The 24,933-nt window shown below is 58.5% G+C and carries 28 protein-coding genes and 1 tRNA gene; 12 read left to right on the forward strand and 17 right to left on the reverse strand.

The features are described from left to right. Positions 1-134 precede the first annotated feature (134 nt). Complete coding sequence (locus CFBP5499_RS14450; RefSeq protein WP_080826836.1) at positions 135-959, forward strand: tetratricopeptide repeat protein; 825 nt, start codon at positions 135-137, stop codon at positions 957-959. Positions 960-1,041: 82 nt separating this feature from the next. On the opposite strand, the gene CFBP5499_RS14455 is transcribed toward CFBP5499_RS14450, so the two are convergent. The 9 genes from CFBP5499_RS14455 to CFBP5499_RS14495 form a co-directional block, all read right to left on the reverse strand. Beyond that, complete coding sequence (locus tag CFBP5499_RS14455; protein ID WP_080826835.1) at positions 1,042-2,028, reverse strand: type II secretion system F family protein; 987 nt, start codon at positions 2,026-2,028, stop codon at positions 1,042-1,044. Positions 2,029-2,037: 9 nt separating this feature from the next. Beyond that, positions 2,038-3,042, reverse strand: a complete 1,005-nt coding sequence (locus CFBP5499_RS14460; protein ID WP_080826834.1) for a type II secretion system F family protein — start codon at positions 3,040-3,042, stop codon at positions 2,038-2,040. Between the two features lie 15 nt (positions 3,043-3,057). After that, the gene (locus CFBP5499_RS14465; RefSeq protein WP_080826833.1) at positions 3,058-4,530 is read right to left on the reverse strand and encodes a CpaF family protein; all 1,473 of its coding nucleotides are present in this window, start codon (positions 4,528-4,530) and stop codon (positions 3,058-3,060) included. A gap of 33 nt (positions 4,531-4,563) precedes the next feature. Further along, a complete protein-coding gene (locus CFBP5499_RS14470) occupies positions 4,564-5,847 on the reverse strand; it encodes an AAA family ATPase (protein ID WP_080826832.1) in 1,284 nt (427 codons plus the stop codon). A 34-nt stretch (positions 5,848-5,881) separates the two neighbouring features. After that, on the reverse strand, positions 5,882-6,574 hold the full coding sequence (locus tag CFBP5499_RS14475) for a CpaD family pilus assembly protein (RefSeq protein WP_080826831.1): 693 nt from the start codon (positions 6,572-6,574) through the stop codon (positions 5,882-5,884). Between the two features lie 56 nt (positions 6,575-6,630). Then, positions 6,631-8,214 (reverse strand): type II and III secretion system protein family protein, encoded by a 1,584-nt coding sequence (locus tag CFBP5499_RS14480; RefSeq protein ID WP_080826830.1) that lies wholly within the window; start codon positions 8,212-8,214, stop codon positions 6,631-6,633. After that, complete coding sequence (cpaB, locus tag CFBP5499_RS14485) at positions 8,211-9,017, reverse strand: Flp pilus assembly protein CpaB (protein WP_080826829.1); 807 nt, start codon at positions 9,015-9,017, stop codon at positions 8,211-8,213. Before cpaB ends, CFBP5499_RS14480 begins: the two co-directional genes overlap by 4 nt. Before the next feature lie 118 nt (positions 9,018-9,135). Next, positions 9,136-9,648: an A24 family peptidase gene (locus tag CFBP5499_RS14490; RefSeq protein ID WP_080826828.1), complete on the reverse strand. Its 513-nt coding sequence runs from the start codon at positions 9,646-9,648 to the stop codon at positions 9,136-9,138. A 78-nt stretch (positions 9,649-9,726) separates the two neighbouring features. Continuing rightward, on the reverse strand, positions 9,727-9,912 hold the full coding sequence (locus CFBP5499_RS14495; RefSeq protein WP_080826827.1) for a Flp family type IVb pilin: 186 nt from the start codon (positions 9,910-9,912) through the stop codon (positions 9,727-9,729). A 443-nt stretch (positions 9,913-10,355) separates the two neighbouring features. On the opposite strand from CFBP5499_RS14495, the gene CFBP5499_RS14505 reads away from it, so the two are divergent. Then, complete coding sequence (locus tag CFBP5499_RS14505; protein WP_010970742.1) at positions 10,356-10,739, forward strand: pilus assembly protein N-terminal domain-containing protein; 384 nt, start codon at positions 10,356-10,358, stop codon at positions 10,737-10,739. A 186-nt stretch (positions 10,740-10,925) separates the two neighbouring features. On the opposite strand, the gene CFBP5499_RS14510 is transcribed toward CFBP5499_RS14505, so the two are convergent. Together CFBP5499_RS14510 and CFBP5499_RS14515 are read right to left on the reverse strand one after the other, a co-directional pair. Continuing rightward, positions 10,926-11,012 (reverse strand) — tRNA-Leu (locus tag CFBP5499_RS14510). A gap of 119 nt (positions 11,013-11,131) precedes the next feature. After that, entirely contained in the window at positions 11,132-11,437 is a 306-nt protein-coding gene (locus tag CFBP5499_RS14515; protein WP_080826826.1) for a SelT/SelW/SelH family protein, read from the reverse strand. Positions 11,438-11,574: 137 nt separating this feature from the next. Here CFBP5499_RS14515 and CFBP5499_RS14520 point away from each other — a divergent pair, with 137 nt between their 5' ends. The 4 genes from CFBP5499_RS14520 (at position 11,575) to CFBP5499_RS14540 (ending at position 14,410) form a co-directional block, all read left to right on the forward strand. After that, positions 11,575-12,024, forward strand: a complete 450-nt coding sequence (locus tag CFBP5499_RS14520) for a DoxX family protein (protein WP_080826825.1) — start codon at positions 11,575-11,577, stop codon at positions 12,022-12,024. 135 nt (positions 12,025-12,159) lie between these two features. After that, a complete protein-coding gene (locus CFBP5499_RS14530; protein WP_175416742.1) occupies positions 12,160-12,858 on the forward strand; it encodes a type 1 glutamine amidotransferase in 699 nt (232 codons plus the stop codon). A gap of 87 nt (positions 12,859-12,945) precedes the next feature. Next, a complete protein-coding gene (locus tag CFBP5499_RS14535) occupies positions 12,946-13,134 on the forward strand; it encodes a YegP family protein (RefSeq protein ID WP_080826823.1) in 189 nt (62 codons plus the stop codon). A gap of 178 nt (positions 13,135-13,312) precedes the next feature. Then, positions 13,313-14,410 carry a glycoside hydrolase family 25 protein gene (locus tag CFBP5499_RS14540; RefSeq protein WP_080826822.1) on the forward strand — a complete coding sequence of 366 codons (1,098 nt, stop codon included), beginning with the start codon at positions 13,313-13,315 and terminating at the stop codon, positions 14,408-14,410. Between the two features lie 3 nt (positions 14,411-14,413). Here the strand turns inward: CFBP5499_RS14540 and CFBP5499_RS14545 are convergent, their stop codons facing one another. Then, positions 14,414-15,289 carry a DMT family transporter gene (locus CFBP5499_RS14545; protein WP_080826821.1) on the reverse strand — a complete coding sequence of 292 codons (876 nt, stop codon included), beginning with the start codon at positions 15,287-15,289 and terminating at the stop codon, positions 14,414-14,416. A gap of 83 nt (positions 15,290-15,372) precedes the next feature. On the opposite strand from CFBP5499_RS14545, the gene CFBP5499_RS14550 reads away from it, so the two are divergent. Then, positions 15,373-16,794 (forward strand): PLP-dependent aminotransferase family protein, encoded by a 1,422-nt coding sequence (locus CFBP5499_RS14550; protein WP_080826820.1) that lies wholly within the window; start codon positions 15,373-15,375, stop codon positions 16,792-16,794. Positions 16,795-16,889: 95 nt separating this feature from the next. Then, on the forward strand, positions 16,890-17,207 hold the full coding sequence (locus tag CFBP5499_RS14555; RefSeq protein ID WP_080826819.1) for a lipase chaperone: 318 nt from the start codon (positions 16,890-16,892) through the stop codon (positions 17,205-17,207). A gap of 129 nt (positions 17,208-17,336) precedes the next feature. Here CFBP5499_RS14555 and CFBP5499_RS14560 read toward each other — a convergent pair whose 3' ends face one another. Continuing rightward, positions 17,337-18,113, reverse strand: a complete 777-nt coding sequence (locus CFBP5499_RS14560; RefSeq protein ID WP_175416743.1) for an AraC family transcriptional regulator — start codon at positions 18,111-18,113, stop codon at positions 17,337-17,339. Between the two features lie 94 nt (positions 18,114-18,207). On the opposite strand from CFBP5499_RS14560, the gene CFBP5499_RS14565 reads away from it, so the two are divergent. Continuing rightward, entirely contained in the window at positions 18,208-18,615 is a 408-nt protein-coding gene (locus tag CFBP5499_RS14565) for a DUF2000 family protein (RefSeq protein WP_080826818.1), read from the forward strand. A gap of 69 nt (positions 18,616-18,684) precedes the next feature. On the opposite strand, the gene lepA is transcribed toward CFBP5499_RS14565, so the two are convergent. The 3 genes from lepA to CFBP5499_RS14580 form a co-directional block, all read right to left on the reverse strand. Then, positions 18,685-20,511: a translation elongation factor 4 gene (lepA, locus tag CFBP5499_RS14570; protein ID WP_080826817.1), complete on the reverse strand. Its 1,827-nt coding sequence runs from the start codon at positions 20,509-20,511 to the stop codon at positions 18,685-18,687. Positions 20,512-20,583: 72 nt separating this feature from the next. After that, complete coding sequence (locus CFBP5499_RS14575; protein WP_080826816.1) at positions 20,584-21,453, reverse strand: carbon-nitrogen hydrolase family protein; 870 nt, start codon at positions 21,451-21,453, stop codon at positions 20,584-20,586. After that, positions 21,450-22,055, reverse strand: coding sequence for a GNAT family N-acetyltransferase (locus tag CFBP5499_RS14580; RefSeq protein WP_175416744.1), 606 nt, complete (start codon positions 22,053-22,055; stop codon positions 21,450-21,452). The genes CFBP5499_RS14575 and CFBP5499_RS14580 overlap by 4 nt, the downstream gene beginning before the upstream one ends. 72 nt (positions 22,056-22,127) lie before the next feature. Between CFBP5499_RS14580 and CFBP5499_RS14585 the strand changes: the two genes are divergently transcribed. From CFBP5499_RS14585 to CFBP5499_RS14595, 3 genes are all read left to right on the forward strand, one after another. Next, the gene (locus CFBP5499_RS14585) at positions 22,128-22,529 is read left to right on the forward strand and encodes a ketosteroid isomerase-related protein (protein ID WP_080826814.1); all 402 of its coding nucleotides are present in this window, start codon (positions 22,128-22,130) and stop codon (positions 22,527-22,529) included. Between the two features lie 94 nt (positions 22,530-22,623). Continuing rightward, complete coding sequence (locus CFBP5499_RS14590) at positions 22,624-23,205, forward strand: helix-turn-helix domain-containing protein (RefSeq protein WP_080826813.1); 582 nt, start codon at positions 22,624-22,626, stop codon at positions 23,203-23,205. 20 nt (positions 23,206-23,225) lie between these two features. Then, positions 23,226-23,744, forward strand: a complete 519-nt coding sequence (locus tag CFBP5499_RS14595; protein ID WP_080826812.1) for a GNAT family N-acetyltransferase — start codon at positions 23,226-23,228, stop codon at positions 23,742-23,744. A 13-nt stretch (positions 23,745-23,757) separates the two neighbouring features. Here CFBP5499_RS14595 and CFBP5499_RS14600 read toward each other — a convergent pair whose 3' ends face one another. After that, positions 23,758-24,831 carry an alpha/beta hydrolase family protein gene (locus CFBP5499_RS14600; RefSeq protein WP_080826811.1) on the reverse strand — a complete coding sequence of 358 codons (1,074 nt, stop codon included), beginning with the start codon at positions 24,829-24,831 and terminating at the stop codon, positions 23,758-23,760. Between the last annotated feature and the right edge of the window lie 102 nt (positions 24,832-24,933).

The following is a 24,933-nucleotide window of genomic DNA, read 5'->3' on the forward strand; positions in this document are numbered from 1 at the left end:
TCCGTAAATGTCGAGAATCGGTGCGATTAACGCTCTGTTAGGGTTAACAGATTATTGCTTAAGCGAAAGTTGCGTCATGTGAGTCTGTCGTGTGTCGGGCGCAAGATCGATCATTCTCGGGCGGGGGCGCTGCCATGACTGCATTTTCTTTGGGTGAGACAGGCCGGACAGGGTTGCTGCGGGGCGTATGTCTTGCAGCGCTGGTTTTAGCCGTTTCCGGATGTGCAAGCACCAACAAGCCGGATCGCATGTCCACCGGCTCCATTCCCGCCGCCACGCGTTCTTATGACCATCTGAACATGGAGCAGCTTCGGCAGGCGGAAGAGACCGCCGGCAAAGCCTATGAACGCAATCCCAAGGACAAGTCAGTCGGCATGAATTATGCCAGTGTACTGATGATGACCGGCAAGAATACGCAGGCTCTCGCCGTCATGCAGCAGATTGCCATCGCCAATCCGGCCGACCGTGAAGTGCTTGCGGCCTATGGCAAGTCGCAGGCGGCTGCCGGCCAACTGGAGCAGGCGCTTTCGACCATTCAGCGCGCGCAGACGCCCGATCGTCCCGACTGGCGGCTCTACTCCGCCGAGGGCGCGGTGCTCGACCAGCTCGGACGGTCGAACGAGGCACGTTCCAGATATCGTCAGGCACTTGACCTCAAGCCGAACGATCCCAGCGTGTTGTCCAATCTCGGCATGTCCTATGTCCTGTCGAGCGATCCGCGCACCGCCGAAACCTATCTGCAATCGGCCATTTCCCAGCCGGGCGCCGATAGCCGCGTCCGCCAGAACCTTGCGCTCGTGGTTGGTCTGCAGGGCCGCTTTGCCGAAGCCGAACGCATTGCTGTTCAGGAACTCTCTGCCCAGCAGGCACAGGCTAACCTGACGTATCTGCGTGCAATGCTTTCGCAGCAGAATTCCTGGCAGCAACTGGCGAAAAAAGACGGCAGGCCGGCTGGTTGATCGGCTTTCGGAGGCACGGATCAGCGCAATCCCGCAGACATCGTGACTTCTGTTCCGCTCAATTTGCCTGCGCGTTTCTTCGTCAGAAAGTATCCATGACGCGAAGACCGGCGGGTCCAAGAATGACTGCGATCAGAACCGGCAGGAAAAACAAGATCATCGGCACGGTCAGTTTCGGCGGCAGTGCGGAGGCCTTTTTCTCGGCCTCATTCATGCGCTCGTCGCGGCCTTCCTGCGCAAGAACACGCAATGCCTGAGCGAGCGGGGTTCCGTATCGTTCCGCCTGGATAAGAGCTTGCACCACACTTTTGACGCCGTCCAGCTGGGTGCGCATACCGAAATTCTCAAGCGCCATGCGCCTGTCCTGAAGGAAGGATAGTTCCGCTGTCGTCAGAATCATTTCCTCAGCCAGCTCAGGTGACTGTTCCGCCATTTCTTCAGCCACACGGCGCATGGCTGCTTCCATCGATACGCCGGATTCAATGCAGATCAGCATCAGATCAAGCGCATCCGGCCATGCCCGCTTGATTGAGGCCTGTCGCTTGGTCATGCGGTTCGAAACGTAGATATTGGGGGCGTAAAAGCCGATATAGCCGAAAAGAAGCACGGCCATCAGCCGAACGACAAAAGCCTGATCAACCAGGTTTCCGAGAATGAAAACCCAGGCGAATGCCACTGTCAGGAAAATGAACGGCAAGACGAACCGGGCGGCAAGAAATGTATTGAGCGCATTCTGTGAACGGAAACCGGCTGCCCGCAGTTTATTCATCGTGTTCTTGTCGACAAGCGCTTCCCGAAGGTTGAATTTTTCGACGATGCGTCGTGCGGATTTATTGTTATTGCTGCGCAGGGAGGTCTTACCCTCTCTGGTCGCGGTCGCCAGACGCTCGCGTTCACGGCTGCGAATGAGTTCCCGTTCCGACGAGACGGCTTTCATGCGCTTGGCGAGATCTTTCCGCTCCAGGAAAGGCATGATCAGCGTATAGAGGGTCGCGAACACCGCGAGTGTCACGAGAATGGCGATGATCGTCTGCGGATCCGCTAGATTGGAAAAGAGATTTCCCGTCATGGTCGCCCCTCAAATATCGAAATTGATCATTTGGCGCATGATGAAAATCCCGATGAGCATCCATAATGCGGATGCTCCCAGAATGATGTGCCCGCGCGTATCCGTGAAAAGTATCGAGAGATAGTCTGGCGACGTGAAGTGCACCAGCATCATCACGATGAAAGGCAATGCGCCGATGATGACGGCGGACGCTTTCGCCTCCATGGACAGAGCGTTCACCTTGGCGCGCATTTTTCTACGGTCACGCAATACCTTGGACAGGTTGGACAAGGCCTCCGAAAGATTGCCGCCTGCCTGTGCCTGGATGTTGATGACGATGCTGAAGAAGCTGACTTCGAAAAGCGGCATGGTCAGCATCATACGCTCGATCCCCTGGGGGATGCCGATCCCGACCTGCTGCGCATCCACAACCCGCTGGAACTCCGTTTTTACCGGTTCCTGACCGTCCGAGGCAATCAGTCGTACCGCGTCGTTCAGCGGCAAACCTGATTTGATCGAGCGGCACATGACATCCAGCGCATTGGGAAACTCCTCGAGAAATTTTTTCTGCCGACGCTTGAGGAGAAATGCCAATACCCAACGCGGCAGTCCCAAAGCCGCAACTGCGGCTATGGGGAGAGCGGTCAACAAGGACAGACCATAGATCAGCGCGACGAAACCGGCACAAGCCGCCGCACCGGCGCTCAGAAGATGGAATTGCCGAACGGAAATTGTGAGCCCAGCCTGCACGAGTTTATCGCGCAGGCTGACATTCTTTGCTTTTTTCGCCTTCTCATTCTGTTTCTTTTCCATATCCCGCAGGCTGTCCTGCATGGATTTGCGGCGCTTGCTGAGTTCCTGGACCCGGTCGCGCGCAGCCTTGATATTCACATGATCCGTCTCTGCGGCCTGCACCCGTTTGAAGCGGCTGGTGGTCTTTTTCTCGACCTCTATCTGCTGGAAAAGAAAGGCATAGGCGAGCGCTCCTGCCGAGATGGCGACAAGTACGGCCAGTAACACTATCGTCGGGTCCATGGCGGTCGCTTTCCCTTAGGACGTCTTTTCCATCTCATCGAGCGCGGCGGCCAGACGCTTGTCTTCGCCGTAATAACGTGCACGATCCCAGAAATGCGGTTTGCTGATACCGGTGGATACATGCCTGCCGATCAGTCTGCCCTGGGCATCCTCGCCTTCGATCTCGTATCGCATCAGATCCTGGGTGACGATGACGTCGCCTTCCATGCCGATCACTTCGGTGATCTGCGTTATTCGACGCGAACCGTCGCGCAGGCGGGCCGCCTGAATGACGACATCGATCGAGCCTGAGATGATTTCGCGCACGGTCTTGGCCGGCAGCGTGAACCCGCCCATGGCGATCATCGATTCGATACGGCTGAGGCATTCACGCGGTGTATTGGCGTGCAGCGTTCCCATCGAACCGTCATGGCCGGTGTTCATGGCCTGGAGCAGGTCAAAAACCTCCGGTCCGCGCACTTCGCCGACGACGATGCGCTCAGGCCGCATGCGAAGGCAGTTCTTGACGAGATCGCGCATGGTGATCTCGCCTTCGCCCTCGATATTCGGCGGACGCGTTTCAAGCCTCACCACATGCGGCTGCTGAAGCTGCAGTTCAGCGGTGTCTTCACAGGTGATGACGCGTTCATCCCTGTCGATAAAGCTCGTCAGGCAATTGAGGAGCGTGGTCTTGCCCGAGCCGGTGCCTCCGGAGATGACGACATTGCAACGGACGCGACCGATGATCTTCAGCAATGTTGCGCCTTCGGGCGTGATCGCTCCGAAACGCACGAGCTGGTCGAGCGTCAGCTTGTCCCTCTTGAATTTTCGGATCGTCAGCGCGGGTCCGTCGATGGCGAGCGGAGGTGCGATGACGTTGACGCGCGATCCATCCGGCAGGCGCGCGTCGCATATCGGGCTCGATTCATCCACACGCCGACCGACCTGGCTGACGATGCGCTGGCAAATGGAGAGCAACTGCGCATTATCCCGAAAGCGGATATCGGATTCGATGGTCTTGCCGCCGACTTCGATGAAGGTCTGGCCGGAACCATTGACCATGATATCGGCAATGTCGTCGCGCGCGAGAAGCGGCTCCAGCGGTCCGTAACCCAGGACGTCGTTGCAGATGTCCTCGAGCAGCTCTTCCTGCTCGGCAATCGACATGGCGAAATTTTTGATCGTGATGATATCGTTGACGATATCACGAATTTCCTCGCGCGCGCTTTCCGCATCGAGCTTGGCGAGCTGCGAAAGGTCGATCGTATCGATAAGGGCGGAAAACACCTGGCTCTTGGTATTGTAGTAGTCTTCCGTGCGGGCGCGTTTTTTCTGCACGAGTGGTGCGCCCGTCGTCACCTGACGGGTGACGGGTGATTGGCCGGGCTCGAGCGTGTCAATCGCAGGAGAGCGAGGCTCAGGCGCTGTCGCCACCTGCATGGATACAGGTGCGACGGGTTCCGGCTTCGTGCTTCTGGCTGGGCCTTCAGGCCCGCGTTTTCCGAACATCGGCGTTTCCGTCTAAGGGCGCAGGCAGAAGACCTACTTGCGCTTGAGAATATTCTTCAGTTTTTCCAGACCGCCGCGCCTGTTCTTGCGCAGCACGGAGCGGCCTGTGATGGTGTGTGCTATCTGCGAGAAGGTTTCCGCAGTCTGGGATTTTTCATCCATCTCGCTGATCATACGGCCGCTATTGGCGGCATTTCCGAACAATTGTGCGTCGAAGGGGATGATCGCGATCGGCTCGATTTCCAATGGCTCGAGGAAATCCGCCGGGGTGATTTCCGGGCGTTTTGGCATGCCGACCTGATTGAGAACGAGATGCGGTAACTTGTCGTTGGGTCTCAACTTGATAAGCGCGTCGAAAAGGTTCTTCGTGTTGCGCAGATTGGCGAGATCGGGAACCGCCGTAATGACGACCTCGTCGGCTTCCGCGAGGACTGCCCGGGTCCAGTCGCACCATTGGTGGGGAAGATCGAGAACGGCAATGGGGGCGCTGCGCTGCAAGACTTCGAGGATCGGCAGAAACGCCTGACGATCGAGGTCATATGTCCTGTCGAGGAGAGACGGTGCCGCGAGAAGCGACAGGTGGTCGGAGCATTTCGTTAGAAGGCGGTCAAGAAACACCTCGTCCAGCCGTTCCGGTGAAAAGACCGCTTCTGCCATGCCCTGGGCAGGGTCCTGATCGAAATCGATATTGGCCGTTCCATAGGCAAGATCCATATCCGCCAGAATGGTTTCCGTGGAGAAGAGGCTCGAAATGCCGAAAGCGCAATTATGCGCGAGGGTAGACGAACCCACGCCGCCCTTGGCGCCGATGAAGGCGATGTTGCGGCCAAGCGGTTCGGCTTCCGGATCGACGAAGATCGCGGCGATCGCACCGAGTAGATCGGCCATGTTGACCGGCGCGACGAGATATTCGGAAATACCGTTGCGGATGAGATCGCGATAAAGCGTGATGTCGTTGTGCCGGCCGATAATGATGACGCGGGTGGTGGGATCGCAAACCTCCGCCAGCGGCGCGAGCTCATCGAGCAGCGAGGCGGTCGCGGTTGCTGTTTCGAGAACGATGAGGTTGGGCGTGGGCGATGCCGAAAACATCGTGGCCGCCGCGTTGATATCACCCTTCGTCACCCGCAGGGTGACCCTGCTCATGCGCCTGTCGCTCGACAGGGCATCCATGACACCCTGCATATTGTCGCTGACGCAGAAGGCGTGAATTGAAATGCGGGGCAGGGGCCGCAGGCGATCCATATCCGAAGCGCGCAGCGGTGTTTCGGCTTCTTCGCCGCCGCTTGGCTTGATATCGTATTCTACAGCGCTCATCGTCTTTCCTGCCGTGACAAATGTTGGATCCGCATCAATTCGTCGTCCCTGTCGCAGTCTTGCCGCGATAGGTATCGATGACGACCGCACGGCGTTCCGCATCAATCGGGCTCATGCCGCGTGGGCCGACCAGATCCATGGGATTGGCGATTTGCGCTGCGAGATTGCTCTGGGAGGCGCATCCGAAATTGTACCAGTTCTTGTTGGCGAAGGTGTTATCCGAAAGATCCTCGGGCCACTGGCCACATTGCCCGGTCATGGCGGTAACCGCGACATAGCTCAGGCGGATCGGTGCGGCGTCGCCATTCGGAGAGGCGGCATAGCGCGTTTCCATGATCTTGCCGGGCGAGACCCCCGCACCGGACAGCGTCGATCGGATCTGTTTTGCCATCCTTGCTGCCGTCGCCGAATTGGGCGATCCCGAAGGCATCTGAATGTTGATGATGCCCGTCGACATCGACGCATAATTCTGGGCGAATCCACGGACGTTATCTGCCGTGGCTGTGGTCAACCGGCTGTCGCCAGCCGCAACCGGAATATCAAGCGAATGTTCGGCTTCCGACAGGGTAATCGGGTGGCGCGTGCGATAGTCGTCGGGAATGGCGTTGGTGGTCATCGGGTCGCGTGCGCAGCCCTGCAGCAGGCCGGCGGCAAGCGCGGCCACGGCAACGAGACCGGCCCTTCTTCCGGACACGGGGAGGGAAAAGGCGGAAGAGTTTTCCTGCATGACATTTCCTGCCCGGCTCGGGCTCGCTGGGGAGATGGGATTAGGTGCGCGCGTCGTCATTTGTAGATGAACCCCACTGATCCCTGATAGGGAGCCGCCTGAACCTGGTCCTTGCGGCCATAGACCTTGTTGACGCGGTTCATGAAATACATGGCGGCATCGTTTTCCGGATTGAAGTTGTCATCCGGCCGGGCAATCTGGTTGCGGGCAACCGGCCGCACCAGATAGGGCGTCGCGATGATGACAAGCTCCGTTTCGTTGCGCAGGAAGTCCTTACTGCGGAAAAGCGTACCGAAGATCGGGATTTTGGAAATGCCCGGCAGTCCGGACATGGCCTGCCGGACATTATCCTGAACAAGACCCGCAATCACGATCGATCCGCCCGAAGGAAGCTCAACCGTCGTGGAGGTTTCGCGCTTGCGCACTGACATATAGGTCGCCCCCGGGATGCCTCGCCCATAATTTCCGCTTGCGAAATTGCCTTCATAGGTGGGCTCGGACACGTTCGTCTCGATCTTGAGACTTATTCTGCCCGGTGAAAGCACCACCGGCTTGAAGTTCAAGGTAATACCGTAGTCGACCGTTTCCACATCGCGTTTGACGACCGTGGTATTCGTATCCTTGTCGAGCGAAACATCCTGTTGCGCCGCAATGCGGAAGTCTCCTCCCACATAAAACTTGGCCTGCTCCCCGGAAATTGCCGTCAGGCTCGGTTCCGCTAGGGTGCGCATGACGCCGGCCTGTTCCATGGCATTGAGGTAGGAGGCGAATCTGAGAGAACCTGAGCCTATCGCACCACTGGCAATCCGGGATGCACCGTCGATCGCAGCACCAAGATTAGACGGATTTGCGAATTCGAAACCATTGCCACTCGTCGTGCTGCCAATCGAACCGTTAAAGCCGAGTTGTTTCAGAACCTGTCTGCTGACTTCGGCGACGGTAACCTTCAGCGTCACCTGATCTTCACCTTCGATCGTCAGCATGTTGACGATCTGCGATACCTGCCGTCGCTCGGCAAAAATCGCGGCATCGCCGCCATTGTTACCGCCGGTCAGCGATATGTTGCGGGTAGTGGCCTCACCGCCCTTTAGAAAGGCATCGGCAAGCTGGACGGCGCGTGCGGAATCCTGCGGCGTGCGTACCGATCCCGTCAGAACGATGTTGTCCGAAACGATTTCCACCTTGATGTCGGACTCAGGAATAAAGCGGCGGATATTGGCCTCCAGGCCGGAGATGTCCCGCTCCACTTCGAGATCGAGGCTGACGATTTCCCGGCCGCCGTCACCAAAAATGAAGATGTTGGTCTGCCCCACCACTTTGCCGAAGAGATAGATGCGTTTCGACGTCCGGGTCACGGCATCGGCAAGGTTCGGGTCGGCGACAAGAATGTCGTGGGCATCTTCCGGCAGGTCGATGACCAGCGCCTTGTTCAGGCCCAATTTCAGACGCTTGCGAATGCCTGCACCGCTTTCGGTGATCCGCACGACGCTTGCGCTTTGCGCCTCAGCTTTGCTGGTGCGCAGAAACTGGGGGGAGTATTGGCCGGGAACGCCTGAAAAAGCCAGGCAGAATGCGATGCCACCCGCCATTGACGAACGCAGGTGGTGTTTGAAGCGTTTTGTCATGGGCCCCCCGGTCATTGTGAGGCTCCTTGACCGTTCTTCACGATCGAGCCGGATTTGATCACCTGAATTTCCGGCTGCCCGGAATTTCCGCTGAGAAGATGGCCGGCCGAAAGCGTATCGTTTTCCTGCGCATCCGCGACTGAACGCAAGGCGAGTGTGAGACGGTCCGCCATCTGTTGTGCCACGGTTATGATCTTGGCCTGTTCCGGGGTCAGTTCCAGAGTGGCGGTGGCGCCGACCACGGCCGATATGCCGTCTTCACCTTCTTTGATCTGCTGGTCGATCGCCAGAACACGAACATTGTTCAAAACATTCTCGGTCAGGAAATTACCGCTGTCGCCCTTGCGGACCATGATGACATCGACCCGGTCGTTCGGCAGCACGAAGCCACCCGCGCCGGTCGAGACGGAAATCTCGGTCGCGACGGCGCGTTTGCCGGCCGGCAAAAGCGAAGACATGATGCGGGTGCTGGAATCAACCACTTTTTCCGGTCGGACCGGCTCCCCTTCGAACAGAGGCAATCGCACGACCGCGCCCGCAAGTTCGGTGATAGCGTCAGGTCTCTTCGCTTCCGTTATGAAACTATCGACCACATTGCCCTGTGGCCAGGGCGTCCAGCGCACGGAACTGTCGTTCAGGCGGCTGCCGACGGGCAGATTGACCGAAGAGACAAGAACATTGACCGTCGGTTCTTTCTGGATGATCGTTTCCGCTTTTTCGATGACCTGTTTTGCGCCGGAAATCTGCATGGCGACAAGGCCGGCAAGACCGGCGGCCACCAGGGCAACGGAAAGAATGACGATACGCGACGGTTTCATGCTCGATCCTTGAGGAGAATCAGATTCTGCTCCCATCAGGATGGCGCGCGATTGGTATAATTATGGTTAATATTGTGCTTGGGTTTGTGGTTAACCGATGCTTAACCCGAAAGGTTACTCAAGAAAGGCTCGCAATGGCGGCTTTTACGAATGGCGTTTCCCCGTAGGTGAGAAGACCAGCGATCGCTATGCCGATACCGTAAGGGATTTTTTTTGCCACAAGTAGGGAATCGGGTACCGGTATTCCGGCTGCCATGATTTCGCGGGAGCGTGTTCGCAAAAGAAGGATGCCGATCGTCAGCACGCCGCCGATAAAGGTCACTCCGAGCAGAAATTCGATGACGGAAATATTGAAGCCATACCAAACCGCTGCGGCGGTCAAAAGCTTCGCATCCCCCCCGCCCATGACATTGGCGGCGAAGAGTGCAAAACAGGCGAAAAAGACTGCGGCGCCGGCGGCGAGACTCAGGGCAAAAGTTTGCCAGTCCATGCCTGAAACGGGCGCGACGATCATAAACGAAAATAACAGGATGAGCGGGATCCTGTTCGGGATCGTCATGGTGAAGAGGTCGTTCAGCGCGGCGAAGCTGAGACAAAGAGGAAGAATGAGGAATATCGCCGCAACTGTCATGGTTCCACACCTGTAACTAGAAACTATGTTGCCCCGCAATGACGGGGCAACACGATCAAATCCATTTTGACATGGAAATTACGGCGTCGGATTCGTTCTTACGTTCATATAGCTGCCCAGGTTCGTGAACTGGGTGCTGAGGCTGGTGCCCAAGGTTCTAGCGCCGCCGATGATGGCAACGGAAATAAGCGCAGCAATCAGGCCGTATTCGATGGCGGTCGCGCCGGATTCGTCCTTGAGAAAACGAGCGAAAATCTTGGTCATGAGGTCTCTCCTAAATCTTGTTTGGTTCAGCACGCCGACAACTGTTCTCCGTTGTTCGGTTGCGTTCAAACTACAGCCGAGCGATTTCCAAGCGCTTAAAAAAAACGATTAACTCAAAGTAAACGTCAGGATGAGTTTCTCTTGGTAAATAAAATTAAAAAGTATTTTCTGCATTTTTATATTTTCGGATAAATAAATGTATTTTCAGCCTTATCACTTTTCTCTTTTTTAGAAGTACCGTTTCACGGAGGCGCACATGTTCATTTTTGAAGCGGATGAAGAGTGATGAAAATATCATCTTGTTACACATGGCTATCATCCGCGTCGCGGATTCCTGCCATTTAACGCTTCATTCACTAAAACCGCGCATTCTGTGGCGCAATAAACTGTGCGGATAGTGAGCAAGGGCCAAACGCGTGTCATCCGGAAAACTGGCGAAAATCATGGTCGGCTTGTCCGTCTTCCTCGGGGCTGCGGCGCAGCCCGTTTTTGCCCAGGACGATATATTGCGTGTTTCGATGAATCACGCCCGCGTTCTCCGCCTCGACCGTCCCGTGAGCAAGGTTATCGTCGGCAACTCCAAGGTCGCCGATGCCACGGTGGCCGATGCAACGACCATCGTTCTAACGGGTCGCAGTTTCGGCACGACCAACCTTGTGCTTCTTGATGCGGAAGGCAATCCGATCGTGGATGAACGCATCCTCGTCTCCATCGACGAGGGTAATACGGTTCGCGTGTTCCGTCAGACGGAGCGCACTGTGTTGTCCTGTACGCCGAATTGCGAACAGCATTCGCAAAATAGCGGCGACAAGGACGCTCAGCCCTGACAGGGCGCGTCATTGCATCATTCTGACAGGACAGCAGGCCTTCCGTCGGAAACGGAAGCCGCCGTCTTCAGCTTTTCTGAAAATGAAAAAGGCAAAAAAAGCAACATGCTCCCCGGCGTTTGCCGGTCGGCTATATGTTGCTTTTTTTCGGATAAGTATTTGATCTGGCTAAGATCAAAAATGGAATGGTGCCCAGAAGAGGACTCGAACCTCCACACCCTTTCGAGTACCAGCACCTGAAGCTGGCGCGTCTACCAATTCCGCCATCTGGGCGACGGAGAGCGATGTACGAGGGCAGCCGCCCGGTGTCAACAGACTTTTTGAACTTTTATGACGATCATTGATTTTAAAGGGAAAAAACTTAATCCGGGCTGTTGAAACATGTCGTCGGGTCAGGTGTCGAGGCCCTCGTGCTTCGTTCTGTCGACATGACCGAGATCGCGCTCCGGATCGATGATGTCACGGATTCTCTGTTTGAGTTCTTTTGGACCGGGAAAACCGCCATCGCGCTTGCGTTCCCATATGATCGTTCCATCAACGGTGATCTCGAACAAGCCGCCGGTAGAAGGAACGAGACTGACTTCGCCGATATCGGAAGCGAAGGTTTGCAGGATTTCCTGCGCCATCCAGCCTGCGCGAAGCAGCCAGTTGCATTGCGTGCAGTAGCGAATGGTTATGCGGGTTTTGGTCTCGGACATCCCTAAGTCTCCTTCAGCGCAATAATGCTCACGATAATGTCAACTTTAATACTCATGTTTTTACCGGGCGCATGCTTGTTCTTATCATGTGGCTTTGCGAACAGAGAAGCTGTCGAAGGCTGAAACGTGGAGATCCTATGGCCCAGTTCGAGAATAATCGTCAGCGTCTTTTCGTTCCAGCGGTCGCGCCGCTTTATAATTCGACCCATGATCTGGTGGAGACCGTGCTGCGCGTCGCGGCCGGGCTGCTTCTCGTTACCCACGGGTTTGGCAAGATCGCCAATCCTTTCGGCGCTGTCGGCATGGTGGAGAGCCTGGGTTTTTACCCCGGCGTTTTCTGGTCGCCGCTGCTTGCTGCCACGGAATTTTTCGGCGGCATTCTGGTTGCGATCGGCCTGTTCACGCGGCCCGCATCTTTCGCGGCGATGATCGTCCTGTTGGTCACGGTCTATTTTCACGGCATCGTAAAGGCGGAAGGTCTGGGCGGCGCGGAAAAATCGATTCTCTGGGCTGCGATTTTCCTGTTCTTCGCCGTGCGCGGCGGCAACCGGCATTCGGTGGATGCCAGGCTGGCGCGTGAATTCTGAGGCTTAGAGGGCCAGACGGTTCGCTATCGCCTTGAGAACGATTCGCGCTCTTGAAAATAGCTTTTGCCCGTGGTGAAGCTGGACTCAATCGGCAATCTTTGCCGATTGAGTCGATCGTCGTCGCCAAGAGGTCTTATGCGCGTTGCAATCATAGAAAACATGGCGGGCACGCCGCATGGGCAAATCGGCGTAGCCCTGCAGGAAGCGGCAGCGGACATCCACATCATCCGCGCCTATACGGGTGATCCTCTTCCTGACGATGCGGGCGACCATGATGCGCTTGTCGTTCTGGGCGGCGAACAGAACGCGGTAGATGATGTGCTTTATCCCTATCTTCCAGACTTGGCGCTTCTGATGAAAGCCTTCGGCGATGCGGACAAGGCGGTCATGGGGGTTTGCCTCGGCAGCCAGTTGCTGGCGCGCGCCTATGGCGGAGAGAATATTCTGTCCGGCCCGCCGGAATTCGGCTGGCAGGATGTGTCCCTGACGCAGGAGGGCGCATCCGATCCGCTTTTGGCCGGGCAGCAGCAGACCTTCCCGATCTTTCAGTGGCATTGCGATACTTTTACGCTTCCGCCGGGAGCCGTGCGCCTTGCGACCAATGCCGCGACGCAAAACCAGGCCTTTCGCATCGGCCGCGCGGCCTATGGCACCCAGTTTCATTTCGAGGCTTCCACCGAGGTTGTCGACGGATGGTGCCGGACATTCCCGGGTTCCGTCGAAAGAATGTCACCGGGCTGGCTGGAAAATTACGGTGACCACCGTGGCGGGCGGGCGCAGATGGCCGACATGGCCGGTCTGGAAATAGCCCGCGCCTGGATCCGGCTGATCTGACCTCAGCGATTTTCGGTTGCGAATTAAGCCTGCTCTGCTCAAGATTGCCGCGGGTTCACCCCGATTTGCAACAGAGGCGCAAAGATAATGTACAAATTCGAGATCTATCAGGACAGAGCCGGCGAATATCGCTTCCGCTTCAAGGCATCCAATGGCGAGACGATGTTTTCGTCGGAAGGATACAAGGCGAAGGCATCGGCTATCCATGCGATCGAATCGATCAAGAAAAACTCCGCTGGTGCCGATACCTTTGATCTCACCACCATGACGGCCTGAGCGCCGCCCTTGCGCGAGAACTCGAAGCGTTGCGCCTGTCATAAATGACGGGCGCATCGGCAGGTGCCGGCGTAAAGATAAGATTCAGTCTTTTTTGATAATCTTCCGTTAGCATTTGTCTTTCGAGGTCTGCGGGTGGCGTCAGAGCGCCCCCGATTTGTTTTGCGTACGGGTTCTCATGCGTTCATCGGCTGTGCCAGCACTTCTTTTCGGTTGCCTTCTGCTAGGCGGCTGCACGTCCAGTTCCGGGCCGGAAAGCCTGATGGCTGGCTTGCCGTCGAAGGAAACCACGAGTTCGGTCAAGCCATCCGCGCCGGTGCCGCAGGCAAGTGTCGGCACGCAGTCGATTGCGGCTCAGCCACGGCAGGAAGTCCTGGCATGGGGCGGGCCGGTGCCGGAAGAACCCAGGGCCTTCTCCGCCGTTACGCCCAAGGCATCCCTGCCGCAGAACGCGCCTGAAATCCGTCTGCCGGTTCCTTCGCAGACCGGAATGATGCGGCCGGCGGAACGGCCGATGGAGCGTCCGGTGCAATTGGCCATGGCTGCCGCTCCAGCGGCGAGCGCCGGTGCGCAGATCCGTTCCCGCATCTTCCGCTCCAGCTTCAGCGATGCCAAGCCCATCAATTTCGGCCGGGTTCAGCCGCGCCATTTCCAGGTCCATGGTGTGGATGTTTCCCGCTGGCAGGCGAATATAGACTGGCCGCAGCTGCGCACTCGCGGCGCGAATTTCGCCTTCATCAAGGCGACGGATGGCGGCGATCATCTCGATCCGATGTTCCGCACCAACTGGCAGCGGGCGAAGGAGGCGGGCATCCGCCGCGGCGCCTACCACTTCTTCTATTGGTGCCGCAACGCCAGCGAACAGGCGGACTGGTTCATTCGCAACGTACCGCGCGATCCGGATGCGCTGCCGCCGGTCATCGACGTGGAATATAATGGCGAATCGAGCTGCAAGATGCGCCATTCCCGTGAACGCGTTCTGGAAAAGATGCGCGTCTTCATGGACAAGCTTGAGCGCCACTACGGCCAGCGGCCGATCATCTATACGGCGCCGGATTTCTACAAGGACAACCTCCAGGGCGAATTCCAGGATTATCCCTTCTGGCTGCGCGCGGTCGCCCAGCACCCGTCAGTGGTCTATCCCGGCCGCAAGTGGCTGTTCTGGCAATATTCCGGCTCCGGCCTGTCGCATGGCGTCGACGGCCGCATCGATCTCAATGTCTTCAATGGCAGCGAGGAATCCTGGCATCGCTGGGTGGATCGTCGTTCGAGCTGATGATCAGCGCGCGAATTTTCGCGCGCCCGCAACACACAGCACCACCACCAGCGTCACGCCGATCATGGCCGGGCTCACCTCTTCGTGCAGCAGGGTTGCGGCAAGTGCGAGCCCGAAGAAGGGCTGGAGCAGTTGTAGCTGCCCCACTGCGGCGATGCCGCCCAGCGCCAGCCCGCGATACCAGAAAATGAAACCGATCAGCATGCTGAACAGCGAGACATAGGCAAGGCCGCCCCAGGCTCTCGGGTCTATGCCATCAAGCGTTTCCGGCCCAGTAAAAAAGGCAAGCGGCAGCATCACGGGCAAGGATAGCACCAGCGCCCAGGAAATGACCTGCCAGCCGCCCAGCTTGCGGGAGAGGGCAGCGCCCTCCGCATAACCGAGCCCGCAGACGATGATTGCGCCGAGCATCAGAAGATCGCCGACAAGCGAGGCCTCGAGCCCGGCGGCGAACGAATTCGACAGGGAGAAACCGGCAACCAGTGCGCTGCCGAGGCAGGAAAACAGCCAGAAGACGGGACGCGGGCGTTCCCCGCCTCGCAATACGGCAAAAATCGCGGTTGCGAGTGGAAGCAGCCCGACAAAGACAATGGAATGTGCGGAAGTGACGTGTCGTAGGGCGAGTGCAGTCAAAAGCGGAAAACCCACCACGACACCAAGCGAAACAATAAAAAGCGATGTCAGATCATCGCGCGCCGGGCGTTTCTGCCTGAACAGAAACAGCAGCGCGAGCGCCAACAGGCCCGCAATGCTGGCGCGAGCGGCGGTCAGGAACACCGGGTCGAAACCCGTTACCGCAAGGCGTGTCGCGGGCAGAGACCCGCTGAATATCACCACGCCTGTCAGCCCGTTCAGCCAGCCGCTTGTCGTCTTGTCCATGATCACCTCCTGCGCTTTGCCTTTCTAGATCCGGAATGGCTGGCAGGAACAGCGACAGTCCGCTACAATTTCCACAAACTGTTATGGTATCAAACGCAGTACGGTTGGAGGTGAACGTGGACGAAAAGGTTACGGCGGGCACACGCATCGATAAGGTGATGGCGAATATCCGTCAGCGCATCGCCTCGCGCAGCCTTGTTCCGGGAGCTCGCCTGCCATCCGTGCGGGCACTTGCAAAGAGCATGCAGCTCTCCACCTCCACCATTGTCGAGGCCTATGACCGGCTTGTGGCGGATGGCACGATAAGCTCGCGCCCCGGCTCCGGTTTTTTTGTTGCGGGTCCGCTTGCGCCGCTCTCGCTTGCCGATATCGAACCACGGCTCGACAGGGCGGTGGACCCGTTATGGGTTTCACGGCAGGCGCTGGATGAAGGCTCCGCTCTCGCTAAGCCCGGCTGCGGCTGGCTCCCGGCATCATGGATGCCACAGGAGGCGTTGCGGCGGGCGATGCGGGGGCTGGCCCGCGCCGATGATGCCTTGCTGACGGATTACGGCAGCCCGATGGGACTGTTGCCGCTCCGCCAGCTTCTGTCACGCCGGCTTGCCGAACACGGTGTGCAGGCGGGTGCGAGCCAGATCATGCTCACCGATTCCGGCACCCAGGCAATCGATCTTCTCTGCCGTTTCCTGCTGCAGCCGGGGGATACGGTTGTTGTCGATGACCCCTGTTACTTCAATTTCCACGCCCTGTTGCGGGCCCATCGAGTGAAGATCGTCGGGGTGCCCTATACGCCTGCTGGTCCCGATCTGCCGCTTTTCGAGCAGGCGCTGAAAGAGCACCAGCCGCGGCTTTATATCACCAATTCCGCGATCCATAATCCGACCGGCGCAAGACTATCCGCCGTTTCCGCCCATCGCCTGCTGATGCTGGCCGAACAGGCGGGACTGACCATCATCGAGGATGATATTTTTGCCGATTTCGAAACGCAGGCGGCTCCCCGGCTGGCGGCTTTTGATGGTCTGAACCGCGTCGTCCAGATCGGCAGCTTTTCCAAGACGCTGTCCGCTTCCGTTCGATGCGGTTTCATCGCGGCACCGCAGGCATGGGTGGAAGCCCTGACCGACCTCAAGATCGCCACGGCTTTCGGCGGAACGCATTTTTCGGCGGCGCTGGTCCTGTCGCTTTTGACTGACGGTAGTTACCGCAAGCATGTCGAGGCTCTGAGGCAGCGTCTTGCGGCTGCGGTGCCGGAGGCCGCGACCCGTCTGAGATCGATTGGATGTATGCCGTGGATCGAGCCGCAGGCGGGCATGTTCCTGTGGTGCCGCCTGCCGGAAGGTATCGATGCCGCCGATGTGGCGCGTCGGGCGCTTGCACGGCAGGTGGTGCTGGCCCCCGGCAATGTGTTCAGCTCGTCGCAGAATGCTTCCGGTTTCATGCGTTTCAACGTGTCGCAAATGGCCGGTCCGCAGGTCATGACGGTGCTCACGGATGCCCTGCGATGAGTGACTGGTAATTCCCGATTATCGGCATTGCAAGGAAATCGGAACAAAATCCCGTGAACCTCGTTTTCTCCGCAGAATGAAGAGGAGGAAACACCATGACATTCGATCCCAATAACCCGCGTCCGGACCGTGATCTTCGGCCGGAACTGAATATCAGCAATGAACCGCGTGCCCGCACGTCGTCGTCATGGGTACCGTGGTTGGCGATCATCGTTGTCGTCCTGGTTGGCGTTTTCGCCTGGTCGCAGATGAGCGGCCCGACCACCGATCCGGCAACGACGTCCTCCACCACGCCGCCTGCGGCAACGGATCAGGCGCCGGCGCCCATGACTCCGACTACTCCGGCAACGCCGCCTGTGAACAATACCGCACCGGCAAGCCCGAATACCGGTGGCACGCAGACCCAGCCTTAACGGGTTGATTGATATGATAAAACCGCCTGCTTTTCAGCAGGCGGTTTTTCTTTGCTTATTGCTGCTCGTGTGCTGTGGCTCACAAGGCCGTGCAGCCGCGGCTCTCTGTCTATCCGCTGTGGAAATGGCCTAGCCTGAGATGAGGCTGAGCCAGCGGCCGGGAGGCATGCCGAAGGCATTTTTGAAATGCCGGGTGAAATGCGCCTGATCCGCGAAACCGCAGGCAAAGGCTGTTTCGGCAAGGCTCGCACCCGCGCGCATCATGTCCTTGCATTTTTGCAGCCGGCGCATGATGAGATAACGGTGCGGGCTGGTGCCGAAGAGGCAACGAAAGTGCCGGAAGAGTGTGAAGCGGTCGAGCCCGCTTATCTGTTCCAGCTCCTGTGAGCCAACGGTGTCGGCGCTGTTCTCCAGCAGATAGTCCCGGCATCGCAGAACGGCGGCGCGGTCGATCCATTTGATGGGTCTAGCGCTTCCGTTCGAATGTTTCCAGAGCAGATCCGAAAGTCGCGATTGCCAGTCGGTGAGAAGCAGACTGTCAGGTTCGCCGTCGAGATTGCCGAGCGCCTCGGTCAGGCATTGGCGGAATTCTTCATCCTCGATGACGGCACTCTGGGCAAAGGGCAGCGTGTTATATCCCGCCTCCGTCGTTTTCTCCGGTGGAAGGTAAAGCATGCGATAGTGCAGGCCTTCGTCCGTGCCCGCGCCGCCATCGTGAATTTCGTCGGGATGCAGAACGATGACATTTCCCGGCATGCTGAAATGCGATGCGCCGCGATAGGAAAAGGTCTGTACGCCGGAAAGCGTGACGCCGAGCGCATAGGTATCATGGCGATGCGGCGCATACGCGTTGCCGTGAAAGCGCGCGTCTATACGCTCTATGCCTTCGCTGGAGCGAGCCTGCACGATCCCTTCGAATTTGCACGAACGTTCAAGATCGTTGCTGCCCCGGGGCGCTAGGATCGCTTCTCTTTCGTAACCACAGCCAGATTGAGTTCGCATGTTTGATACCAAGATCGCCGTCATTCTTCGTGATGACCTTGCCGTGTGGCAAAAACTGAACGTCACCGCATTTCTCATGTCCGGCATCGTCGCCCAGACCAGAGAGATCATCGGGGAACCATACCGCGATGGCGCAGGCAACGTCTACAACCCCCTGTCCATCCAGCCGATCGTCGTCATGGCCACGGATCAGGAGGCGTTGCGCAAAATCCACCAGCGCTCCCTCGAGCGCGACGTCACGACATCGCTCTACATCGAGGAAATGTTCGCCACCGGCCACGATGTCGCCAACCGCCAGGTATTTTCGGAGTTTTCTCCTGACACTGCCAAGGTGGTCGGTATGGCGCTGAGGGCCGACAAGAAGATCGTCGACAAGATCACCAAGGGCGCGAAGCTGCACGCCTGAGGACGGGCCTTTAAACGCAAAAGGGAGGCTGTGAGCCTCCCTCCAATAGCAATGACAGATGATTGCGACTTATTCGTCGTTCATCTTCAGCGCGGCGATAAAGGCTTCCTGCGGAATTTCCACCTTGCCGAACTGGCGCATGCGCTTCTTGCCTTCCTTCTGCTTGTCCAGAAGTTTGCGCTTGCGCGTTGCGTCACCGCCGTAGCACTTGGCCGTCACGTCCTTGCGCAGCGCGCGCACGGTTTCGCGGGCGATGACCTTGCCGCCGATGGCGGCCTGGATCGGGATCTGGAACATGTGCGGCGGAATGAGTTCCTTCAGCTTTTCGCACATGCCGCGCCCGCGCCGGTCGGCCGCAGAGCGGTGCACCAGCATGGAGAGCGCATCGACAGGGTCGCCGTTGACGAGGATCGACATCTTGACGAGATCGCCTTCGCGATAATCGATGATGTTGTAGTCGAACGAGGCGTAACCCTTGGAGATCGATTTCAGACGGTCGTAGAAATCGAACACCACTTCATTGAGCGGCAATTCATAGGTGATCATGGCGCGGTTGCCGACATAGGTCAGCTCCGTCTGCAGGCCGCGCCGGTCCTGGCACAGTTTCAGGATGCCGCCGAGATATTCATCCGGCGTCAGGATCGTTGCCCTGATCCACGGCTCGCGGATTTCCTTGATCTTCACCACGTCAGGCATGTCTGCCGGGTTGTGAAGTTCCTTCTCGGTACCGTCAGTCAGCGTCATTTCATAGACGACCGAGGGGGCGGTTGCGACGAGATCGAGATTGAACTCGCGCTCGAGGCGTTCCTGAATGATTTCGAGATGCAGCAGGCCGAGGAAGCCGCAGCGGAAACCGAAGCCGAGGGCGGCGGAGGATTCCATTTCGAAGGAGAAGGAGGCGTCGTTGAGGCGGAGCTTGCCGACCGCTGCACGCAGGTCTTCGAAGTCGGCCGCATCGACCGGGAAGAGGCCGCAGAACACCACGGGCTGCGCGGGCTTGAAGCCGGGCAGGGCCTGAGCCGTCGGGCGCTTGTCGTCGGTGATCGTATCGCCAACGCGGGTATCGGCGACTTCCTTGATCGAAGCGGTGATGAAACCGATCTCGCCGGGGCCGAGGCTATCGACATTGACCATCTTCGGGGTCAGCACGCCGACGCGTTCGATGCCGTATTTCGCACCCGAGCCCATCATGCGGATCTGCTGGCCCTTGCTCAGCACGCCGTCAATGACGCGCACGAGAACCATGACGCCGAGATAGGTGTCGTACCAGCTGTCGACCAGCAATGCCTTCAGCGGCCCGTTTTCGCCGACATCGCTCTTCGGCGGCGGCAGACGGTTGACGATGGCTTCCAGAACATCGGGAATGCCAAGTCCGGTCTTGGCCGAGATCATCACGGCGTCGGAGGCATCGATGCCGATCACTTCCTCGATCTGTTCCTTGATGCGGTCGGGTTCGGCCGCCGGCAGGTCGATCTTGTTGAGCACCGTGACCAGTTCGTGATTATTGTCGATCGCCTGATAGACGTTGGCGAGCGTCTGGGCTTCCACACCCTGCGATGCGTCCACGACCAGCAGCGAGCCTTCGCAGGCCGAAAGCGAGCGGGACACCTCATAGGCAAAGTCGACGTGACCGGGGGTGTCGATGAGGTTCAGCACATAGGTCTCGCCGTTATTTGCCTTATAGTGCAGGCGCACGGTCTGGGCCTTGATGGTGATGCCGCGCTCGCGCTCGATATCCATCGAATCGAGAACCTGTTCCGACATGTCGCGTTCGGCAAGGCCGCCCGTCGACTGGATCAGCCGGTCGGCCAGCGTCGATTTGCCGTGATCGATGTGGGCAACGATCGAGAAGTTGCGGATATGGTCCAGGGGCGTGCGGGTCGAATTTGTGCTCATGTTCCGCGCTATAGCAGGGGCTTGTCATGCCGCAAAGCGGGAATTTGGTTAAAAGCCCTTTAAAATGGGCTTTCAGACCGCAAATTGCTCCGGCCAGTCGCGGCGGGTGGCAACCTGTCCCTCGGTGCGGAGCCTCGCCACAGTGGCAAGATCGATATCGGCGATCAGCAGCGTGCTCTCAGTCACCGCATCGCTTTCGCTTTCCGCGACGATGCCGGATGCCGGCATGCCGTAGTCGGACGGCACGTAAAGGGCGGCACGGCCACGATTTTCATCGACGGCGGGAGACCACGGCGCCTCACCCGCGGTGGGGGAGGAAAGAACGGCATATTGATTTTCCAGCGCCCGGGCCTGCGCGCCGATCCGCACCCGGTAAGCGCCGGCCAAAGTGTCGGTGCAGCTGGGGGCAAGAACCAGTTCCACGCCAAGCTCTGCCAGCTTGCGGCCGAGCATCGGGAACTCGTTGTCGTAACAGATCAAAATGCCCAGCCTGCCGATGCTCGTCTCGAAGGCCTTCAAACCCTCCACTCCCGCATGGATGTTCCATTGCTCCCGCTCGAAGCGGGTCATGATCTGCTTGTCCTGATAACCGATCAGTCCATCCGGGCCAAAGAGCCACGCCCGGTTACGAAACTTGCCGTCCGGGTCCTTCACCGGCGCGCTGCCGGGCTGGAACAGCATCTGGTGCTGTCGCGCCAACTCTTCGCAAAGCTCCACCCAGGAGGGGATGAGCGGCTGTATCTCTTCGATGGAACGGTGCAGATCGGAGCGGGCGTCGTGCGGCAGCTGCCCGGTCAGCGCCATCGCCGAATATTCCGGCAGAAGCAGCAGTTCCGCGCCCTTTTCCTTGGCCTCGCGGACGATGGCGGAAAGATGCGCGGCATAGGCCTCCCATGTCTCGATCAGTTCGATGGCATATTGGCTGGCGGCTAACCGTGTCATGCGTTTCCATCTCCGGCGATTTTCTTCATCCAGAAAGACAGCGGTTTTGCACTTTCGCTGCTCTCGTCCAGGTCCTGCCATGTGAAGCTGGTGCGCAATTCGGGATAGTGGCGATAACCGCGCTTTTCCCAGAAGGCATTGAGCGGCACGTAATCCGCCGGGCGGCGGGGATGGTCGGCGGGCCGCTCGACCGCGCAGAAGGTACAGCGGTCGAAACCGCGCCTCTTTGCATGCGCCTCCCGCTCCTCGAAGAAGCGCACTCCTATCCCGTGACCGCGATAGTCGGGCAGCAGCACGCTTTCCCCGAAATAAAATATTCGGTCCGGATCGTAACCCGCCTTGACGAAGGGAGCCTTCACCTCATCGGTCTCCGCCGCCATCGGCATGCCGGTGGACATGCCGACAACGCGCCCGTCATCGAGCGCCAGCACGAACACCGCGCCGTCAGTATCGGCATAGGTCGCGAGATATTTGCGCTCATAATCCAGCGAGCCGTCATAGAGGTAAGGAAAAGCGCGAAACACTTCGATCCGCAGGCGTGCGAGGTCATCGAAATAGGGTGCGGCGTCGATGCCGGAAAGAGACTTGATTTCGACGGTCATGGGCATTTTCACTCTCGGTTGCACTGGTTATACCGTCATGGAACACCCGCGCAAGCAAGAACGGAGAAGACGATGACCGCTGCCGAGACCATCCGCGCCTATTACGATGCCTTCAACCGTCAGGACATGGATGCCTTCCTGGCGCTGCTTCACGATGAGGTGGTGCATGACATCAATCAGGGTCAGCGCCAGACCGGCAAGGCCGCCTTCGCCTCCTTCATGGATCACATGAACCGCTGCTACCGGGAAAGCCTCACCGACATGGTGATCATGGCGAGCGCAGACGGCAAACGCGCATCCGCCGAATTCGTCGTGAACGGCGAATATCTCAAGACCGATGAGGGGCTTCCGGAGGCAGATGGCCAGAAATATGTGCTGCCGGCCGGGGCATTCTTCGACCTGAAGGATGGGAAAGTTAGCCGAGTAACAAACTACTATAATCTGAATGACTGGATCGCTCAGGTCGGCGCCTGAGACGTTGTCTACCGCGCGCAACATGCGGTAACCGACGATCACGATTTCTACTATCATGGATATTGACTCCATCATATGAGAATCATAATCTCATATGATGGAAAACGAAGATCAGATTCTCGAACGTTCGATCGGCGAGCGGATCAAAACCCTGCGGGCTGAGAACGGCCTGACGCTGGACCGGCTCGCCTCCGAATCCGGTGTCAGCCGCGCCATGATTTCGCGCATCGAACGCGGCGAGGCGAGCCCCACCGCGTCGCTGCTCGCCCGCATCTGCGCAGCACTTGGCCTGTCGCTTTCCGGTTTCTTCGCCGAAGATCAAGAGGTGGTTTCCCCGCTGGTGAAGAAGCGCGACCAGCAGCTCTGGAAAGACCCGGAGACAGGCTATGTCCGCCGCGCCATCTCCCCGCCACGCGTGGGGTCTGACGTTGATATCGTTGAAGTCGAATTTCCAGCAGGGGCGCGTGTCGGTTTTCCGCCGCATGCGGCCAGCCGGGGAATGACGCAATATGTCTGGCTTTTTGAAGGTGTTCTGGAAATGACGAGCGGCGGTATCGTGCACCTGATGGAACCCGGAGATTGCCTTTTCATGCCGGTGGGCGAAGGGCATGTCTTTCACAATCCCTCCGAAAAACCTGCCCGTTACGCCGTCGTGCTGGATCAAAGACAGCGCTGATTTTCCCAAGAGGAGTTCATATGGCCACGATCCGCGTATTGAACGGGCAAGAGACCATCGACGTCCTGCCCGAACTCTGCGACGTCCTTGCCGAGTGCGTGAATGGCGGCGCATCCGTCGGTTTCATGTTGCCCTTCTCCCCGCGGGATGCAGAACCCTTCTGGCAATCAGTGGCGGACAATGTCGGTGAGGGCGGTACGATCCATGTGGTGGCGGAAGTGGATGGCAGGGTGGTGGGCACCGTGCAGGTCGGCCTTGCTTCCAAACCCAACCAGCCGCATCGCGGCGATCTGATGAAGCTTCTCGTGCATCCCTCGGCGCGCGGCCTTGGTCTCGCCCGCAAGCTTATGGAAAAGGTGGAAGAGGAAGCGGCTGCCCGTGGCCGTACCCTTCTGGTGCTGGATACGGCCACCGGTAGCGATGCCGAGACGATCTATCCTCGCTTCGGTTGGGAGCGGGTCGGCGTCATTCCCGATTACGCCCTGTTTCCCGATGGGCGTTATTGCGGCACGACCCTGTTTTACAAGCGGATCGGCTAGACCTTTCCGCTGCCTATTGTCCGGGCTTCAGCGTCCGGTTGAAGGCGGCAACGATCATCTTTTCCAGCTCGGCATGAATATCCGCCCGATCCCGCGGCCCGGCCGGTTCGCAGATCGGATCCCGCTCGCCGACGGATTTGAGAAATGCGCTGGCACCCTCTTTGCACAGGGGCAGGAAGCTGAAATGGTCGGCTTCATCGACCTGCTGGTAGGTTGAACCGGGCACCTCAGCCGCCAGCCTGTCTGCCAGCACTGCCGGCGGAATTTTTCCCTTGCTGCCGAGATTGACGAAGGTGAGCGGAATATCGATCTGTCTCAGACTCTCTGGCTGGAAGGCGAGTGCGAGGCCGGGATCGACCAGCACGGCGGAACGGATACGGGGATCGCGATTCTGTTGTTCGAAACGGGCCTTGTCGATGGTTCTGAGATCGAGCTTCGGTACGCTGACCGGCTCGTTATTGACATAGGCCTGCCCGCCGGCGAACCATTGGCAATCCATCATCGCGGCCTCATTTTCACAATAACGCGCATAGGCTTCGAGATCGGCGCGTGCGCCGGATATCTCCATTGCGGCGCTGCCGCCCAGCGAAAAGCCGAGGACGCCGATCCTGCCCGCGTCGACCGAGGCGGACCATTTGCCTTGTGTGGTGAGCGCCGTGACGATCGCGGAAAGATCGCTGGTCCGCTCCCAGATTTTTGGGGTATCGGCCGGCGTGGAATCGCCGCTTGTCGTGCCGGGATGGTTGGTCCCGGCGACGATGAAACCCTCACTCGCGAGTCTTACAGCGATCCAGGCCATGCCGCTAACTCTTGAACCCGAGCCGTGCGACAGAAGCACCAGCGGAAGACGGCCCGGCTGCACCGCACTACCGTTGAGAACGGGCGTGCCTTGAAAAATTCGATCCTCCCCGGAAAGCACCTGTGTGCCCTTGCCGTCGGATGGATACCAGATCGTCACGGCAAGCTCCTTGCCCCGTTCAGGCGAATGGATGGCGATGTCGCTGACGCCGACGGCCTCGCCTGCAAAAAGCGGTTGGGTGGCGAGAGCGGAAAACAGTAAGGTCGTGGTGGTGGTGAAGGTACGCATGAAAACCTCGTGCGGTGAAAAGAACGAAATGCAATCTGCGTCGTCACCGGTTTTTTGCGTCCTTGATCGCGTTTGAGGTCGTACCGAAACGCGATCTGGTCC

Origin of the sequence: Agrobacterium tumefaciens (assembly GCF_005221325.1) — a bacterium.
Classification (GTDB): domain Bacteria; phylum Pseudomonadota; class Alphaproteobacteria; order Rhizobiales; family Rhizobiaceae; genus Agrobacterium.